Origin of the sequence: Nitratiruptor sp. SB155-2, assembly GCF_000010325.1 — a bacterium.
Lineage (GTDB): Bacteria > Campylobacterota > Campylobacteria > Campylobacterales > Nitratiruptoraceae > Nitratiruptor.
Genome location: NC_009662.1, coordinates 1,056,078 through 1,071,627, shown reverse-complemented (window position 1 = coordinate 1,071,627; position 15,550 = coordinate 1,056,078). Strand labels below are relative to the sequence as shown.

Sequence of the window (15,550 nt, the reverse complement as noted above, 5' to 3'; positions counted from 1 at the left end):
TTTACTCTCCTAAAGCCTTTTTTATATCACTATTGAGAACTTCATAGGGAACCGCTCCTATATAGTGTATGTAATATTTGCCATTTTGCAACACTAAAGTCAAGGGAATAGGCATATTGGCTCCTGCTTGAAGCATTGCATAGACCTTTTTGGCAAATTGTAGGTTTTTATCTATGGTCCGTGAGACGAAGTATTTCATATTATATGTTTGTATAAATGTATCAAGGTTTTTGCCGTCTAAAGGTAAGGCGACAATGTCTATTCTCGTTTTGAAAGTTTTATACAGTTCATTGAGTTCCGGAATTTCAGCCTTGCATGAAGGACACCATGTTGCAAAAAAGATAAATATTTCAATATTTTTTCCATTGGGAATGATGAATTTGTCATCAACGATTTTGACTACTCTTGTTTTATCGTTCGTATCGTGAAATGTATAGACAGGTGGTGTCTCTTTCTTGACAGCTTTTTCAATCGGTTGTGAAACCTTCTTTTGTTTCTCCTCTTTTTTTGTACAACCTGTAAGTAACATCAGTATCAACAGAGGAAGAAGGAGTTTTTGCATCGTGATCCTTTTGTAGTAAAATCGGGTTACATTATATTCAATGAAGGCTTAAAATGAGTTCACCTAAAGTGCTGTTTCGAAACAGATGCAAAGAGAAACTTTTCAAAAGACCGGTTCCAAGGAAGCTTCACAAGATGCTTCAATCCAATCTCCAATTTGTTCTTGATGCACTTAAATCTAACAATATGCTCGTTTTTATGCCAATGTCCCATGAACCAGATCTTTTTGGATTTTTTGCTCATCTAAGAAGGGAAAAAAATATATTTGTCCCCTTTATGCAAGGGCAAAGTTTCAAGATGGTAAAATTCAGATTACCTATAAAAAGAGGAAAATTTGGCATAAAAGAGCCGCCCAACTCTTTTTTTGAAACAAAAATTGATATAGTTTTGATTCCTGTCATCGGGGTAGACGGGGATTTTCGTCGAATTGGATTTGGAAAAGGAATGTACGATAGATTTATGGCTGCTTTGCCATATCGGCCAGTTGTAATCTTTGTACAAACAAAAGAGTGTATTACAAAAGAGAGAATCTGTGATTCGTACGATGTACGTGGAGATTTTTTAATTACCCCGAAAAAAATTTATATACGAGGGGATAGTGATGTGGGTAGAGATTTTAGTAGGAAGTTCTGCAGCCATCATAAGCGGCGCTGCAGGATATTTGCTATCGAAAAAAATAGAAAAAGATAAACTGAAAATTTATGAAGAACAAGCCAGAGCCAAGGCCAAAGCGATTGAGCATGAGGCTGAAAAAATTTTGCAAAATGCCCAAGTTCAGGTCAAAGAAGCCGAACTTGAACTGAAGAGGGATTTTGAAAAGAAGCTCGAAGAACTTAAACGTGATTATGAAGAGCGTTTTAATGAACTAATGGAAAAAGAGATGTCCTTGAAGCAGATGTTCAAGGACGAACTGAAACACATTACGCTCGAAAAGCAGGAAATCAAAGCTGAGCGAGAAGAGATCAATAGGCTCAAAAATGAATATGAAGAGCTTAAAAAACGATATCAGGAGAAGTATCAAGAGGTTCTAGAAGCCCTTCAACAGCAAGCAGGACTGACGCTCGAAGAAGCGAAAAATCTCATCTTACAAAAGGCAGAAGAAGAGAGTCGTCTCGAAATTGCCAATATTGTGAGAAAATATGAAGAAGAAGCAAAAAGAGAAGCAAAACGAAGAGCGAACTACATCATCGCCCAAGCCACAACGAGGTTTGCCGGAGAGTTCGCGGCAGAGCGGCTGATCAACACTGTTAGCATTCCAAGTGAGGATATCAAAGGGCGCATCATTGGAAAAGAGGGACGCAATATCAAGACTTTGGAGATGCTGCTTGGCGTGGACATCATCATCGATGATACTCCAAATGCGATTATTTTGAGCTCTTTCAATCTCTACAGACGAGCCATTGCAACAAAGGTAATCGAACTTTTGGTTGAAGATGGAAGAATTCAGCCATCGAGAATCGAAGAGATTTATGAAAAGGTGAAAGAGGAGTTTGACCAGCAGCTTTTGGAAGAGGGTGAAAATATTGTCATTGACCTTGGAATCGGTCTGATACATCCAGAAATCGTTAAACTCATAGGCCGTCTCAAGTTTCGAGCGAGTTACGGGCAAAACGCTCTGGGACACTCTTTAGAGGTTGCGCATCTTGCCGGCATCATGGCAGCAGAGATGGGTGGTGATGAAGTGATGGCGAAACGTGCCGGACTTCTACACGATATCGGCAAGGCTCTTACGCATGAGTACAGCGGTAGCCATGTGGATCTGGGCGCTGAAATCTGTAAACGCTATAAAGAGCCGGACGTGGTTATCAACGCAATATATGCGCACCATGGTCATGAAGAGCCAAGGAGTATCGAAGCTGCGGCAGTCTGTGCAGCAGATACCCTCAGTGCGGCTCGACCTGGTGCCAGACGAGAAGTACTCGAAGCCTTTTTGAAGCGGGTTCAAGCCATTGAAGAGATAGCCTTAAGCAAGCCAGGAGTGAAAAAGGCGTATGCGATCAATGCAGGACGAGAAGTGCGAGTCATTGTCAATGCAGATCTCGTCAATGACAATGAAGCGGTCCTCTTGGCTAAAGAGATCGCTAAAGATATCGAAACTGGAGTACAGTATCCAGGGGAGATAAAAGTCAATGTTATTCGAGAGAATAGGGCGATAGAGTACGCCCGATAATCAGTCGTTGTGAGGAGAGTCGTCGTAAGGATCGAGATGGATTGTGATATTCCATTCAGAATCCGGATCGAGCTTCTTGATCTCCTCTTCGATTTTGTCTGAAACTCTGTGTGCATCCAAAAGTGAGATTTCTGGTGTAAAAACCACATGAACATCCACAAAGTTTGTATCTCCGCTTCTTCTTGTCCGTAAATAGTGATAGTCAGTCACTTCCGGCTGTTCAGTAATAATCTGTTTGATTCTTTCTACATACTGTTCATCCAGCGCCACATCCAAAAGAATAAGCGTACCCTCTTTGATGAGTTCAAAAGCCTCTTTGATGATATAAAGAGCTATCGCGATACCGAATACGCCATCGATCCAGTGCCAGTCGGTAAAATATATAATGGCCAATGAAAGTAAAACGGCAGAGTTGGAAAAAAGGTCTGTTTTGTAGTGCAGAGCGTCCGATTTTACCACCATGTTTTTTGTCTTTTGATATACATGGTTAAGAAAGAGAACGAGTCCCCCCGTAAGAACGATAGAAATTATCATCACGATAATGGAATCGTTGAGATAGGCTATCTGTCTTTGATGCCAGATGTTATCGACTCCTTTGTAAAAGATAAAAAGGCCCGAAATAGTAATGATGGTCCCTTCGATAACAGCTGCAAGTGCTTCTATCTTGCCCAAACCGTAGTTGAACTTTTCCGTTGGTGCTTTTTCCGCTTTTGAAATGGCAAAATAGTTGAACATCGATATCGCAATATCGAGAATCGAATCGATTGCGCTTGCAAGTACTGCTGCAGAGCCGCTTAAAATGCCAATAACTAGCTTGATGAGTACTAAAATAGTAGCGACAGTGCTTGCTACTATCGTGGCTTTCTTTTGTAAAGTCATTGCTATCCTTTACGAAATTTTTAGGATTGTAACGAAAGAAGGCTTAAGAGTTGGTCTATCTGGTTTGTTGTCAACAGAGATTTTCTTTGCAACGTTTGTGGTTCGAATTTGTCAGAGACAAGTTTGATTACATAAACAGGTGTTTTGAATAGTCTGGCTGTTTCCACTATGGCACTTGCCTCCATATCCACTAACGTTTTCTGTTTTGTAGTAACGGGCTTTGAAAAGGTGGTGCAACTCGTTCGAGGCAGTTTTGGAAGGGTGTCGATATGAAAAACTTTTTCACTCTCTTTATCGACAACTTTATGGATAGTATACATGCCACCAACATGTTCTCCCCCTGCATATCCAAAGTTATAGATGTGCTCTCGTTTTTGAGAAAGAGCATATGAAAGTGCTGCAGCGGCTTTGATTTTTCCTATACCGCTTATAACTATGCGATCTTTTTCATTTGCAAACAGTAAAAATGGTTTGTTTTCTATCATTTGCATATTCAAACGTTCTATCAATGGAGCGATTTCGGTATATGTTGCGGCAATGATAAGCATAGCACCTCTTTCAAAAATATTTGTTATCATACAAAAAAATGGAGGGATGTTCTATGGAGATAGAGGAGATAAAGATTGAGCGAGAGGGATGGTTACGGTGGAAAAATATCGCTCCACTGAGAGAAAAGCTTTCCCAGATGCCTAAAGTGGAATGCGATGTGGAGCTCGGAGATGTGATCAAAATTACTGGAAACATACCACGGAGTCTACAAGAACAGGTTTTCGAGACAGCATGGGCGATGAGACCCTGGAGAAAAGGTCCATTCGATGTTTTTGGCACATACATAGATAGTGAGTGGAAAAGTTTTATCAAATACAATCTTTTAGAGCCACATTTTGATCTAGAAGGAAAGGATGTAGCGGATATTGGCTGTAACAATGGCTACTATATGTTTCGAATGCTTACGCACCATCCAAGATCTTTGACTGGATTTGATCCATCACCGCTTTTTCGAACCCAGTTTGACTTTATCAACCATTTTGTACAAAGCAGTATTGTGTATGAACTTCTGGGAGTGGAACATGTGCCCAGGTATGGCAAAAAATTTGATGTGATATTTTGCTTAGGCGTTTTGTATCACCGAAGCGACCCCATAGCGATGCTCAAATGGCTCAAACAAGGATTAAAAGAGGGTGGAGAGATCTTTTTGGATACATTTTATATCGAAGGGGAAGATCCAGTTGCGTTGTGCCCTGGTAAAACCTACTCGAAAATCCCAAATGTCCATTTTGTTCCAACCATCAAAGCATTGCAAAACTGGTGCCAAAAGGCGGGATTTGAATATTTTGAAATATTGGCAACTAAACCGACCACATTTGAAGAACAAAGAAAAACGGAATGGATATTGGGTGAGAGCTTGGAAAATTTTTTGGATCCTGCCGATCCTAAACGAACTGTGGAAGGTTACCCCGCTCCACAACGAGTCTATGTAAGACTAAGGAGAAAAAGATGAAAAAAGGAATACTTCTTGATATCGGAGGCGTGCTGTATGAGGGAGACAGTTCCATAAAAGGAGCAAAAGAGGCTCTTTGTGTCCTTCGTGAACGCTACACGATTCGGTTTTTATCAAATACGAGCAGAGTGCCTCCAAAAAATTTATTGGAAAAACTACGCAATATGGGATTCGATATCTATGAAGAGGAACTTTTTACAGCTTTGAGTGCGGCAAAGCTTTTTTTGAAAAGCCAAAATGCTAAAGCGTATGTAATAGGGACAGATGAAGCGAAAAACTATTTTGATGATTTGGATGGTGCGATGAAATATGTTCTTGTGTGTGATGCCTATAAAAACTTTACATACGATGCACTGAATGAAGGATTTCGCTATCTTGAATCTGGAGCAGGCTTCATAGCAACTAATATGAATAGATATTTCAAAGATATAGATGGTTTGAGTCTCGATGCCGGCGGTTTTGTAAAATGTTTGGAGTATGCGAGTGACAAAATGGCAAAAATTTTAGGAAAACCAAACTGTGAATTTTTCGCACTGGCACTTGAAAGCATGGGGCTTAAAAAAGAGGAAGTAGTTATGGTAGGAGATGATATAGAAAGTGATATTTTAGGTGCAAAGGCTTGTTGGATTACTACGGTTATGGTCAAAACTGGAAAATTTAAAGAAAAAGACCTGTTAAAAGGACGGCCCGATTTTTTGATAGAATCTATTGCAGATTTACCAAAACTCATGGAGGAGGTTTGATGAAAGTATATGGTATAAAAACATGCGGAAGCGTCAAAAAGGCGCTCAAGTTTTTCAATGATAACAACATTGAATATGAATTTATCGATTTCAAAAAGAGTCCTGTAGGGTGTAACAAGATAGATGAGTGGATCGAAAAAGTAGGAATCGATACGCTATTCAATACCAGAGGAACCAAATATCGACAATTGAAACTGAAAGAATTGAATCTAGATGATGCAGGAAAAAGAGAGTGGTTGTGCAAAGAGAATCTTCTCATCAAACGCCCCGTTATCGAAATGGATAATGGCGATGTGCTCGTAGGGTTCGATGAAGAGCTCTATAAAAAGGTGTTTCATGGAGCTTAGGACACATAAATCGATCAACACTGCACTTTGTGGTAAAGTTGTCGATTTGAAAAAAGATTATGCGAAAGTAGTTTTAAAAACCACGCAGATCATGGCTGCAGATGAGAAAGGCCTCGTACATGGCGGTTTCACTTTTGGAGCTGCCGATTATGCTGCAATGGCTGCAGTAAACGAGCCCAATGTTGTATTGGTTGCCGCAGATGTGGGATTCAAAGCTCCGATACAAGTGGGTGATGAAGTTGTCTTTGAAGCGAGAGTCATCAAGGAAGAGGGGAAAAAGGTATTTTTGACAGTAATTGGCAACGTAGGGGAACAAAGAGTTTTTAATGGTGTTTTTACCGCATTCGTTCCCGATACACATGTGCTCTTTTTATTATAAGTTAAATAGCACTGAGCCAATAATCCACAAAGCGTTGCTCGGCTTGAATGGATGTTGGCTCACCATGACCCGGATATACCGGTTTATTGTATTCAATTGATTTGAACTTCTTCAGGCTTGCTTTCATATCTTCAGGATCTGAATATGGAAAATCGACTCTGCCTATGCTCCCTTTAAAAATAAAATCGCCACTACACCAAAAATCTCCAAAATCGATGACGCTACATCCTGGTGTATGTCCGGGAAAATGGATAAATGTGATTTTCTCTCCTGCAATGTCAAGGGTTTGATCACCATGGACAAGGATATCTGGTTCACTCTTTGGCATCTGCATTCCAAACTGATCTTTTTGTAGGAAAAAAGCGTCCTTTTCGTGGATAACGATAGGAATATTGAGCTTCTCTTTGAGTTCGGCATTGCTCCATACGTGATCGAAATGACCGTGTGTATTGAGTATGGCGATGGGATTTTTGACGTTTGCCAAGACCCAAGAGGTGGCTCCTACGCCAGGATCGACGATGAAATCTTTGCCGTTAATTGTTACAATATAGCAATTCGTTTGGTACTGACCCATCGGTTGATAAATGATTTGCAAAATCTACTCCTTATGAGGTGATGATGGAATTTTTTCAAACGTTAGAAGCAATTATACAGATATCTGATCCATACGAGAAGATTGAACGGTTCAAAGCGTTCTATACACGTTTTAGAAAGGGTATGTTTTTCATAAATCATGATCAAAGAAGCATTGTATTTACCGAGCCGTCTTTTAAAGGACACTGCAAAATAGTCGACCCGCAAGAAGTCCCAAGAAGAAGTAGATTCGGTACGGTACAAGGAAGGGCAATACTGTTACATGCAATAGCCCATATCGAATACAGTGCCATCGATCTTGCTTTGGATGCAGCCTATAGGTTCAAAAATATGCCAAAGCAGTTTTATGAAGACTGGTTGGAGGTGGCAGATGATGAGTGTAGACATTTTGTGATGATTGACGCATTACTGAATGAAATTGGTTATCGATATGGTGATTTTCCTGTACATCAAGGACTTTTTGACGCAGGGAGTGCAAGTTTGACATTAATCGACAGAATGGCCGTCGTTCCAAGATATTTAGAAGCTAACGGACTCGATGCCAACCCTAAGATTATACAAAAGCTTCAAAAGTTTCAAGATCCTTTTGCTATAAAAATGACACAAGCACTGGATATCATACTCACTGAAGAGATTGGACATGTTCAAAAGGGAGATTTTTGGTTTAGATGGGCCTGTGAAAAAGAGAATATCGAAGATATCGAGAAAGAGTACTTTCACAGAGTAGAGAAAATCTATCCAGGAACAGTCCACAGCAAAACCCACATCAATGTAGAAGCGAGAAGAAAGGCAGGGTTTAGTTGCCGTGAGATCGTGTTGTTAGCAAGAGACAATATTGGTTGTGGATAAAAATTATCATTTGTTAAAAATTATCAAAATTAACTAGTGGGATTAAATATAAAAGATTGAATTAAGCAATTATTTAGTATAATCTATACAATATCCTTAAGTCAGGAGAAAGAAATGAAAAAAATACCTCTCTTTTCTTTGCAAATAGACAATAAAGAGCTAGAATCGATAAAAGAGGCTTTAGAGCAAAAAAACAAACGTGCAGAACTTGAAAAGAGTTTTGGCAAATATATAGGCTGTCCACACTCTTTAGCTACATCCAATGAGACGGCATCATTGCATTTGGCCATGACAACGATAGATTTGAAACGAGGGGATAAGATTTTGTGTAGTGTCAACTCCTACCCCAACGTTCCTGAAGTGGTTCGACATTTCGATGCAGAGCCAATATTTGTCGATATCGATTCCGATGATTTTAATATCGATTTGGATGAATTGGAAAAGATACTCAGTAAAAACAAGAGCAAAAAGCTTAAAGGTGCCATTATTACACATGTAGCCGGTCAGCCGACAGATCTTGACAGACTGTATGAAATCGCTCGGGAATACAACATTCTTATCATAGAAGACGCTTCCAATGCAATGGGTGCGACATTTGGTGGGCATAAGATAGGATCTTTGGAGGCAGATATCACGACGTTCAGCTTCAATCCACATAAACGTTTTACTACCAGCAACGGTGGTATGATGTGTCTTAAAAACGAGGAACTGGAAGAGAGAGCAAGATTGTTGCAAAGTAATGCCATGATCCGAAGCGAATGGGACGATAAAGGGCACTTGGGATATATCTATGATGTGGTGGATATCGGTTTGGAATATGATATGAGTGATCTAGAAGCCGCTTTTAATCTAGCGCAACTGGAAAAAAACGATACGGCTATTGAGCGAAGACGCCAAATTGCCGCTATTTATCATCGAGAATTGGCAAATACACCACATATCGAGCTACCAAAAGAGGTTCGAGACCATATCTACTCTCTCTTTATTATCAAAATAGATAAAAACAGGGACTCATTTGCCAGAGAACTTTATAAAAGAGGAATTGAAGTGGGATTGCACTATATCCCTCTTCACCTATTGAGCTATTATAAACAAAAATATAGCCTCCGAATCAACGATTTTCCAAAAGCTCTGAGAAACTATCAACAGATTCTCTCTATTCCAATCCATGCCGGTATGAGTGATGAAGACGTCTATTATGTAGTAGAACAGATCAAAGAGGTGGCTAAATCAAGAGTGTAATCCATTTTTTTGAAGAGGGGTTTTATCGTCCCTCTTTCTATCATCGATTCCTTTCTTTCCTGCTTCTTCCGTTTACGACCATTTATTGTTCCATTGCGATATTGAAAAAGATGGTCGTGCATGAACAAGATTTTCATCTCCCGATCGTCAGTGTAGGCAATTTGATCGTTGGAGGGAGTGGAAAAACCCCCACGATTGCTGTACTGGCAAAAAGATATGAGAAGTGTGCGATAGTTCTTCGAGGTTATCGAAGAGAAAGTAAAGGACTTCGAATAGTCAGTGATGGAAAAGCTCTTCTATGCAATGCCAAAGAGTGCGGTGATGAAGCGGTAATGCTGGCTCAAATGGTGCCAAATGCTGTCGTTATCGTCTGCGAAAGAAGAGAAGAGGGGATTAAAAAGGCACAGGAGATGGGGTGTGAAGCAGTTTTTTTAGATGATGCTTTTCATAAACCCTATCAAAAATTTGACATTCTTATCGACGTGGATACGCCAAATCGATTTTGCCTTCCAAGTGGTCCCTATAGACTTCCTCGCTTTTTTTTATCCAAAGCGGATTTGGTGATAAAAGAAAAGAGAGACTTTTTAAGAAGTGTATGGATTAGCAATCCACAAGAAAAGATGGTTTTAGTGACTTCCATAGCGAATCCAAAAAGATTACTTTCCTATGTTCCTCGTGAGACAAAAACCTATTTTTTCGAAGACCACCATCACTTTACAAAAGAAGAACTTGAAAAGATATGGCGAAAAGAACAACCAGATTCATTCTTGGTTACAAGGAAAGATGCGGTAAAATTGAAGCAGTTTTCCTATCCTCTTTCCATTTTGGAGCTTGAGATGAAGTTGAAAGATGAAGTGTATGAGAAAGTAGACAGATATATAAAGGAGTATTATGAAAAAAAAGATACAAATCGTTCAGACACTGCTTGACGCTCTTCCGTTTATCAAGAAATTTAGGGATGAGATTTTTGTCATAAAATATGGAGGAAGCGCACAAACAGACCAAAAACTTAAAGAGAAATTTGCCCAAGATATACTACTGCTCTATACTGTTGGCATCAAACCTGTGATTGTGCATGGTGGCGGCAAACGAATAACCGAAATTCTCAACAGACTCAAAATCGATACGACATTTATCGACGGTCAACGTGTCACTACGGCCGACGTCATGGAGATCGTTGAGATGGTTTTAAGTGGAGATATCAACAAGGAGATTGTGAGCCTATTAAATAACCATGGGGCAAAAGCGATAGGTGTGAGTGGAAAAGATGCGCACTTTATCACGGCGCGTCCAAAAGATTTTGAAAAGTTTGGGTATACGGGGGTAATTGACCATATCGATCCAAGTGTCATTCACAACCTTTTGCAAGAGCAGTTCGTACCCGTGATCGCACCGATTGCGGCGAGTAATCAATTGGGCCATCCTGGATACAATATCAATGCGGATCTATGTGCCAGCAAAGTAGCGGGAGCATTGAAAGCAAAAAAAATTATCTTTTTGACAGACACTCCAGGCGTACTTGATAAGGAAGGCAAGCTCATTTCGACGCTTACGGAAGAAAAAATTGAACTACTGAAAAAAGATGGAACGATAAGTGGTGGAATGATTCCCAAAGTGGATGCCTGTTTGGAAGCCATTGATGAAGGTGTGGAAAAAGCCCATATCATCGATGGTAGAGTGGAGCATTCACTCCTTTTGGAAATTTTTACAAGTGAAGGTATTGGAACACAGGTGTTAGGAGGCTAGATGAAAGTCATTTTTTCAACGGTTCCCGATATGGAAACGGCAAAACAGATAGCAAGAGCACTTGTGCAAAAAAGAGCGGCTGCTTGTGTCAATGTAGTTCCGGGTCTTCTCTCCATTTATGAATGGAAAGGAAATATCGAAGAGGAGGATGAACTGCTGTTGATCATTAAAAGCGATAGTTTTGACAAAGTAAAAAGTGTCATTCGTGAAATGCATCCTTACGAAGTTCCAGAAATTGTGGCAATCAACATGGCAGAAGTGGATGAAAAATATCTATCTTGGATGCAGTTAGTTTTGGTAGAATAAGCAAAAAATTTAAAGGGCAAGAATGCTGTTTGTAGAAACAAGAGGAAATGATGGGGTAAAACCTGAAAAAGTGTCATTTAGTCAGGCGATTTTGAGTCCAAGTGCAAGTTTTGGAGGTCTTTATGTTCCTGAATCTCTTCCGACATTGGATGAAGCATTTTATCACAGCCACTTAAAGAGTAGTTACAAAGAGTTGGCTTATGATCTTTTAAAACGTTTTGGAATTGATATAGAGGATAGTTTAATCAAAGAGGCTTTGGATCTGTATGACAGATTCGACGATCCAAACAATCCTGTACCTGTCGTTCAAGTAGAAGAGAAATTTTATGTCAGTGAGCTCTATCATGGACCGACAAGAGCTTTTAAAGATATGGCACTGCAGCCATTTGGTCATATCCTCTCAGTCTTGGCAAAACAAAGAGGAGAGAACTATCTGATACTTGCAGCTACCAGCGGAGATACTGGTCCAGCGACATTGGAGACATTTAAAAACAAGCCAAACATTAAAGTGGCTTGTCTCTATCCAGCTGGTGGAACAAGTGATGTACAGCGACTCCAAATGGTAACGGAAGATGGAGAGAACCTCAAAGTCATAGGAATCGAAGGCAATTTTGACGATGCACAGACAGCGCTGAAAAACCTTTTGGCATCTTCCGAATTTAAAGCGTTTTTACAAAGCAAAGGGATTAAGCTCAGTGCTGCGAACTCTGTCAATTTTGGACGGATCATCTTTCAAATTATCTACCATTTCCACAGTTATCTTGAGCTTATGCGCAAAGGAGATATCAATTTTGGAGATAGAATCAATTTAATTGTACCAAGTGGAAATTTCGGCAATGCACTGGGAGCATATTACGCGAAGAAAATGGGTTTGCCGATTGAAAAAATATCAATCGCTTCCAATGCAAACAATGTCTTAACACAGCTCATCAAAGAGGGACGCTATGACTTGAGAGACAAGTGTTTGATTCAGACGAGCTCTCCTGCGATGGATATCTTGAAATCTTCAAATGTCGAGCGCGTACTCTATGATAAATTTGGGCCTGCACGGACAAAAGAGCTTATGGAAAGTCTCAATGAAAATGACTTTTATGCATTGACACCTAAAGAGCTCGAAGCGTTGCAAGAAGATTTTGATGCTGATTTTACTACAGATAATGAGGTTTTGAAGATAATCAAAGAGTATGTGGAAGAGAAAAACTATCTGATGGATCCACATACTGCTACAACAGTGAAACTCTATAAAAGTCACCGTAATATGGACAATATCGCCTACTCAACAGCGGAGTGGACGAAATTTGCTCCAACAGTCTATAAGGCTTTGACAGGAAAAGATAAAAATATTCGTGACCAAGAGGCTTTGGAAGCTGTTTCACAAATGACAGGAGCAAAGATTCCTGAAAGAATCAAAGCTTTGTTTGAAAAGCCTATCATCCACGATACAGTAATTCCAAAAGAGAAGATTCAAGAGAGTATCATTGAATTCTTGGAGTGATCAATATTTTTTGATCATTCTCCAAATCCAAAATACAAAGGGAATCTCAAAAAGAATAGCCAAGACTGTAGCTTTCAATGTTCCATTGGAGGTTTGAGTCAAAGGCAGATCACTTGTATTCATTCCAAAAAAGCCCGTGATTAGGGTTAGTGGTAAGAAAATCGCTGAGATTATAGTCAAAATAAACATAATTTTATTCATCTTTTCATCCATCTTAGCCTGATAGAAGCTATATAGGTTGTCGAGTTTTTCAAGAGAGGCTTTACTAAAACGAAATGCCCTATCTAGGTGCTCTTCGAGGTCTTTGTAAGCATGTTCATCAAGTTCGGCTCTGTAGTGTTTTGTAAACCGACCAAACGCTATCATGGCATGGGACATGAGTCGTTCTATCAAAGAGAGCTCTTTTTTGAGCATCAGCCACTCATTTGCAAAGTTCGTATCGATGTCGTTTTCGTAGAGTCTATCTTCGAGTTTTTCTATCGTTGTTTGCAAACGGGAGATCTTTGCCAAAATCTTATCGATCCGTACATCCAGATAACTGTGTAAACTGATAAAATCTCCCAATAGGGCGAACTCTTTAGAACTTCTATCAAATATGTACACCTCTTTATTCTTGATCAAAAAGGCGTAACTCACAACATGTACCCGGTTTTCTTTGATATATGGCAGCCGTAATATCAAAATCCCGTATCCGTTGCTGAGATCGAAATCACTGGGGTGCTCTTTATTGAAAATATCATCTTGGATATATTGATTGAGTTTGAATTTCATTGCATTCCTTCTATCCGTTCTCTTTTTTCTTCGAGATCAAGGTACTCTTCTAACAGTTTTTCATGTTCTGTTTCGAGTTCTTCCAGTTTTTGAGAAATCGCTACAATTCCCTCTTTTTCATAGCATTCAGGATTGCTGAGACATTCGTTGATTTGTGCTATCGTTTCTTCGAGAGACTCGATGAGAGTTGGGAGTTCTTCAAGTCTTTTTTGCTCTTTATATGAGAGTTTTTCCTTGCGTTGTCGAACTCGTATCGGCTTTTCTTGGACTGTGTGTAAGGTTTTTTCTAACGTTTCTAGTTCATGAATCTCTTTTTCTATTTCTAGATATTCGCTATAGCTTTGATAGGACTCTTCAACGATACCGTTTCCTTTAAATATAAAGAGTTTTTTAGCGATCTTATCGACGAAATAGCGATCATGGCTTACAAAAATAACCGCTCCGGGAAATTTGAGGAGATTTTCTTCCAAGATGTTGATTGTTGGAATGTCCAAATCGTTCGTAGGCTCATCCAAAATGAGACAATCCACCTTTTTTGTAAAAAGCAGTGCCAGTGCAACACGATTTTTCTCTCCACCACTGAGACTTCCAATCTTTTTATCCAAAAACTCTTTTGGGAATAAAAAATTTTTCAGATATCCATATACATGGATACTTTTACCCCAAACTTCCACTCTATCTCCTCCATTGGGGCAAAATGTTTCGATAAGATTTTTGTCGTCATCCAGCATCGTCCTATGTTGATCAAAATAGCCGATTGTAAAATCGCCCCGTTTGATAATTCCGCTATCCGGTTTTGTCTGGCCTAACAGCAGCTGCAAGAAGGTTGATTTTCCCGTTCCATTTTTCCCTACAATGGCTATTGTGTCACGTTGTAAAATTCTTGTGGAGAAATCTTTTATAAGAAGTTTGTCACCGGCATATTTTGTGATATGTTCCAGCTCAAAGAGAACTTTTTTCTTACTGATGCCATCCTCTCTGTTAAAATGTTTCTTTTCCCGCTCCAACTGCAGTTGTACTTTTTTAATGAGGGCAGGATTTTTTTTGGCTTTTTCACGGAGTTCAAGGACGCGTTTCTTGCGTCCTTCATTCCGTTTCACTCTCGCTTTTACACCTCGCCTGAGCCACTCCTCTTCTTGTTTGAGAAGTCGCAAAAGATTTTCATGCTGCTTTTGCATGTTTTTTAAAAGTTCCTCTTTTTGTTCAAGATAGCTGCTGTATCCTCCTTTGAAACTTCGAAGATGGCAATCTTCCACTTCAACTACACGTGTCGCTACATTGTCTATAAAATATCTGTCGTGACTTACAAAAAGCATGGTGTAGCGCTCTTTTGCAATCATCTCCTCCAAAAAAGAGACCATATAGACATCAAGATGGTTGGTTGGTTCATCCAAAAGCAGTAGATCCGGTTTTTGAAGCAGAAGCCCTGCCAGAGCTACACGTCTTTGCTCTCCGCCGCTGAGTGTGGTGACGAGTCTCTCTTCATATTTTTTGAGATGAAACTCTTGCAAGACTCGTTCGATTTTCTCTTCCATATTCCAGGCATTGTGATAATCAAGAAAATTGCTGAGGGCATTGAGCTCTTCCAAAAGAGCGTTGTTTTCCGGATTTTCGGCTATTTTGATACTCACTTGCTCATATCTTTTTTTTGCCTCATTGATCTCTTTGAGTTGGTCTAAAATTGCCTCTTTTACTGTCAGTATTGGATCAAATTTTGGAACCTGCGGGAGCATTCTAATCTTCAAGTTTTGTCGAACTTTTCTCTCCCCTTCGTCAAAATCTTCCAATCCTGCCACTATTTTCATCAAAGTCGATTTACCGCTGCCATTTTTCCCGACAATCGCTACTCGTTCCCCTTCATCGATTGTAAAGTCTACACCACATAGGATCTTCTGTGCTTCGTAACTCTTTTTAATCTGTGTAAGATCTATCAATGCCATTGATTTTTTCCTTTAAAATCGTTTATG

18 protein-coding genes are annotated in these 15,550 nt (G+C 39.6%); 12 read left to right on the top strand and 6 right to left on the bottom strand.

Annotated features, from left to right (window positions below):
- Position 1: 1 nt before the first annotated feature.
- Complete coding sequence (locus NIS_RS10035; protein ID WP_012082428.1) at positions 2–562, bottom strand: TlpA family protein disulfide reductase; 561 nt, start codon at positions 560–562, stop codon at positions 2–4.
- 53 nt (positions 563–615) lie between these two features.
- Here NIS_RS10035 and NIS_RS05660 point away from each other — a divergent pair, with 53 nt between their 5' ends.
- Both NIS_RS05660 and rny read left to right on the top strand, forming a co-directional pair.
- Positions 616–1,251 (top strand): 5-formyltetrahydrofolate cyclo-ligase, encoded by a 636-nt coding sequence (locus NIS_RS05660; RefSeq protein WP_012082427.1) that lies wholly within the window; start codon positions 616–618, stop codon positions 1,249–1,251.
- Entirely contained in the window at positions 1,163–2,731 is a 1,569-nt protein-coding gene (gene rny, locus NIS_RS05655) for a ribonuclease Y (RefSeq protein ID WP_012082426.1), read from the top strand. Before NIS_RS05660 ends, rny begins: the two co-directional genes overlap by 89 nt.
- Here rny and NIS_RS05650 read toward each other — a convergent pair whose 3' ends face one another.
- Positions 2,732–3,610, bottom strand: a complete 879-nt coding sequence (locus tag NIS_RS05650; protein ID WP_012082425.1) for a cation diffusion facilitator family transporter — start codon at positions 3,608–3,610, stop codon at positions 2,732–2,734.
- A 20-nt stretch (positions 3,611–3,630) separates the two neighbouring features.
- The gene (locus NIS_RS05645; protein WP_012082424.1) at positions 3,631–4,158 is read right to left on the bottom strand and encodes a hypothetical protein; all 528 of its coding nucleotides are present in this window, start codon (positions 4,156–4,158) and stop codon (positions 3,631–3,633) included.
- Positions 4,159–4,211: 53 nt separating this feature from the next.
- Between NIS_RS05645 and cmoB the strand changes: the two genes are divergently transcribed.
- The 4 genes from cmoB to NIS_RS05625 are packed head-to-tail and all read left to right on the top strand — an operon-like array spanning position 4,212 to position 6,580.
- Positions 4,212–5,111 (top strand): tRNA 5-methoxyuridine(34)/uridine 5-oxyacetic acid(34) synthase CmoB, encoded by a 900-nt coding sequence (cmoB, locus tag NIS_RS05640; protein ID WP_012082423.1) that lies wholly within the window; start codon positions 4,212–4,214, stop codon positions 5,109–5,111.
- On the top strand, positions 5,108–5,854 hold the full coding sequence (locus NIS_RS05635; RefSeq protein WP_012082422.1) for a TIGR01458 family HAD-type hydrolase: 747 nt from the start codon (positions 5,108–5,110) through the stop codon (positions 5,852–5,854). The genes cmoB and NIS_RS05635 overlap by 4 nt, the downstream gene beginning before the upstream one ends.
- Complete coding sequence (locus NIS_RS05630; protein WP_083754367.1) at positions 5,854–6,201, top strand: arsenate reductase family protein; 348 nt, start codon at positions 5,854–5,856, stop codon at positions 6,199–6,201. Before NIS_RS05635 ends, NIS_RS05630 begins: the two co-directional genes overlap by 1 nt.
- The gene (locus NIS_RS05625) at positions 6,191–6,580 is read left to right on the top strand and encodes a hotdog domain-containing protein (protein WP_012082420.1); all 390 of its coding nucleotides are present in this window, start codon (positions 6,191–6,193) and stop codon (positions 6,578–6,580) included. Before NIS_RS05630 ends, NIS_RS05625 begins: the two co-directional genes overlap by 11 nt.
- A gap of 1 nt (position 6,581) precedes the next feature.
- On the opposite strand, the gene NIS_RS05620 is transcribed toward NIS_RS05625, so the two are convergent.
- Positions 6,582–7,175 carry an MBL fold metallo-hydrolase gene (locus NIS_RS05620; protein WP_012082419.1) on the bottom strand — a complete coding sequence of 198 codons (594 nt, stop codon included), beginning with the start codon at positions 7,173–7,175 and terminating at the stop codon, positions 6,582–6,584.
- A gap of 23 nt (positions 7,176–7,198) precedes the next feature.
- Here NIS_RS05620 and NIS_RS05615 point away from each other — a divergent pair, with 23 nt between their 5' ends.
- From NIS_RS05615 to thrC, 6 genes are all read left to right on the top strand, one after another.
- Positions 7,199–8,023: a ferritin-like domain-containing protein gene (locus NIS_RS05615; RefSeq protein WP_012082418.1), complete on the top strand. Its 825-nt coding sequence runs from the start codon at positions 7,199–7,201 to the stop codon at positions 8,021–8,023.
- 114 nt (positions 8,024–8,137) lie between these two features.
- Positions 8,138–9,265: a DegT/DnrJ/EryC1/StrS family aminotransferase gene (locus NIS_RS05610; RefSeq protein ID WP_012082417.1), complete on the top strand. Its 1,128-nt coding sequence runs from the start codon at positions 8,138–8,140 to the stop codon at positions 9,263–9,265.
- Complete coding sequence (locus NIS_RS05605) at positions 9,253–10,194, top strand: tetraacyldisaccharide 4'-kinase (protein ID WP_070105397.1); 942 nt, start codon at positions 9,253–9,255, stop codon at positions 10,192–10,194. The genes NIS_RS05610 and NIS_RS05605 overlap by 13 nt, the downstream gene beginning before the upstream one ends.
- Positions 10,157–11,011, top strand: coding sequence for an acetylglutamate kinase (argB, locus tag NIS_RS05600; RefSeq protein ID WP_012082415.1), 855 nt, complete (start codon positions 10,157–10,159; stop codon positions 11,009–11,011). The genes NIS_RS05605 and argB overlap by 38 nt, the downstream gene beginning before the upstream one ends.
- Complete coding sequence (cutA, locus tag NIS_RS05595) at positions 11,012–11,317, top strand: divalent-cation tolerance protein CutA (protein ID WP_012082414.1); 306 nt, start codon at positions 11,012–11,014, stop codon at positions 11,315–11,317.
- Between the two features lie 22 nt (positions 11,318–11,339).
- On the top strand, positions 11,340–12,812 hold the full coding sequence (gene thrC / locus NIS_RS05590; RefSeq protein ID WP_012082413.1) for a threonine synthase: 1,473 nt from the start codon (positions 11,340–11,342) through the stop codon (positions 12,810–12,812).
- On the opposite strand, the gene NIS_RS05585 is transcribed toward thrC, so the two are convergent.
- Positions 12,813–13,583 (bottom strand): CorA family divalent cation transporter, encoded by a 771-nt coding sequence (locus NIS_RS05585; protein WP_012082412.1) that lies wholly within the window; start codon positions 13,581–13,583, stop codon positions 12,813–12,815. It abuts the gene before it with no gap.
- Positions 13,580–15,523 (bottom strand): ribosomal protection-like ABC-F family protein, encoded by a 1,944-nt coding sequence (gene abc-f, locus NIS_RS05580; protein ID WP_012082411.1) that lies wholly within the window; start codon positions 15,521–15,523, stop codon positions 13,580–13,582. The genes NIS_RS05585 and abc-f overlap by 4 nt, the downstream gene beginning before the upstream one ends.
- Positions 15,524–15,550: the final 27 nt, after the last annotated feature.

Bases quoted from the DNA above. Each gene is read 5' to 3' on its own strand.
- cmoB (WP_012082423.1), top strand. From the start codon at position 4,212: ATGGAGATAGAGGAGATAAAGATTGAGCGAGAGGGATGGTTACGGTGG.
- NIS_RS05660 (WP_012082427.1), top strand. From the start codon at position 616: ATGAGTTCACCTAAAGTGCTGTTTCGAAACAGATGCAAAGAGAAACTT.
- NIS_RS05645 (WP_012082424.1), bottom strand. From the start codon at position 4,158: ATGCTTATCATTGCCGCAACATATACCGAAATCGCTCCATTGATAGAA.
- thrC (WP_012082413.1), top strand. From the start codon at position 11,340: ATGCTGTTTGTAGAAACAAGAGGAAATGATGGGGTAAAACCTGAAAAA.
- cutA (WP_012082414.1), top strand. From the start codon at position 11,012: ATGAAAGTCATTTTTTCAACGGTTCCCGATATGGAAACGGCAAAACAG.
- NIS_RS05635 (WP_012082422.1), top strand. From the start codon at position 5,108: ATGAAAAAAGGAATACTTCTTGATATCGGAGGCGTGCTGTATGAGGGA.
- argB (WP_012082415.1), top strand. From the start codon at position 10,157: ATGAAAAAAAAGATACAAATCGTTCAGACACTGCTTGACGCTCTTCCG.
- rny (WP_012082426.1), top strand. From the start codon at position 1,163: ATGTGGGTAGAGATTTTAGTAGGAAGTTCTGCAGCCATCATAAGCGGC.
- NIS_RS05610 (WP_012082417.1), top strand. From the start codon at position 8,138: ATGAAAAAAATACCTCTCTTTTCTTTGCAAATAGACAATAAAGAGCTA.
- NIS_RS10035 (WP_012082428.1), bottom strand. From the start codon at position 562: ATGCAAAAACTCCTTCTTCCTCTGTTGATACTGATGTTACTTACAGGT.
- abc-f (WP_012082411.1), bottom strand. From the start codon at position 15,523: ATGGCATTGATAGATCTTACACAGATTAAAAAGAGTTACGAAGCACAG.
- NIS_RS05585 (WP_012082412.1), bottom strand. From the start codon at position 13,583: ATGAAATTCAAACTCAATCAATATATCCAAGATGATATTTTCAATAAA.
- NIS_RS05615 (WP_012082418.1), top strand. From the start codon at position 7,199: ATGGAATTTTTTCAAACGTTAGAAGCAATTATACAGATATCTGATCCA.
- NIS_RS05625 (WP_012082420.1), top strand. From the start codon at position 6,191: ATGGAGCTTAGGACACATAAATCGATCAACACTGCACTTTGTGGTAAA.
- NIS_RS05650 (WP_012082425.1), bottom strand. From the start codon at position 3,610: ATGACTTTACAAAAGAAAGCCACGATAGTAGCAAGCACTGTCGCTACT.
- NIS_RS05630 (WP_083754367.1), top strand. From the start codon at position 5,854: ATGAAAGTATATGGTATAAAAACATGCGGAAGCGTCAAAAAGGCGCTC.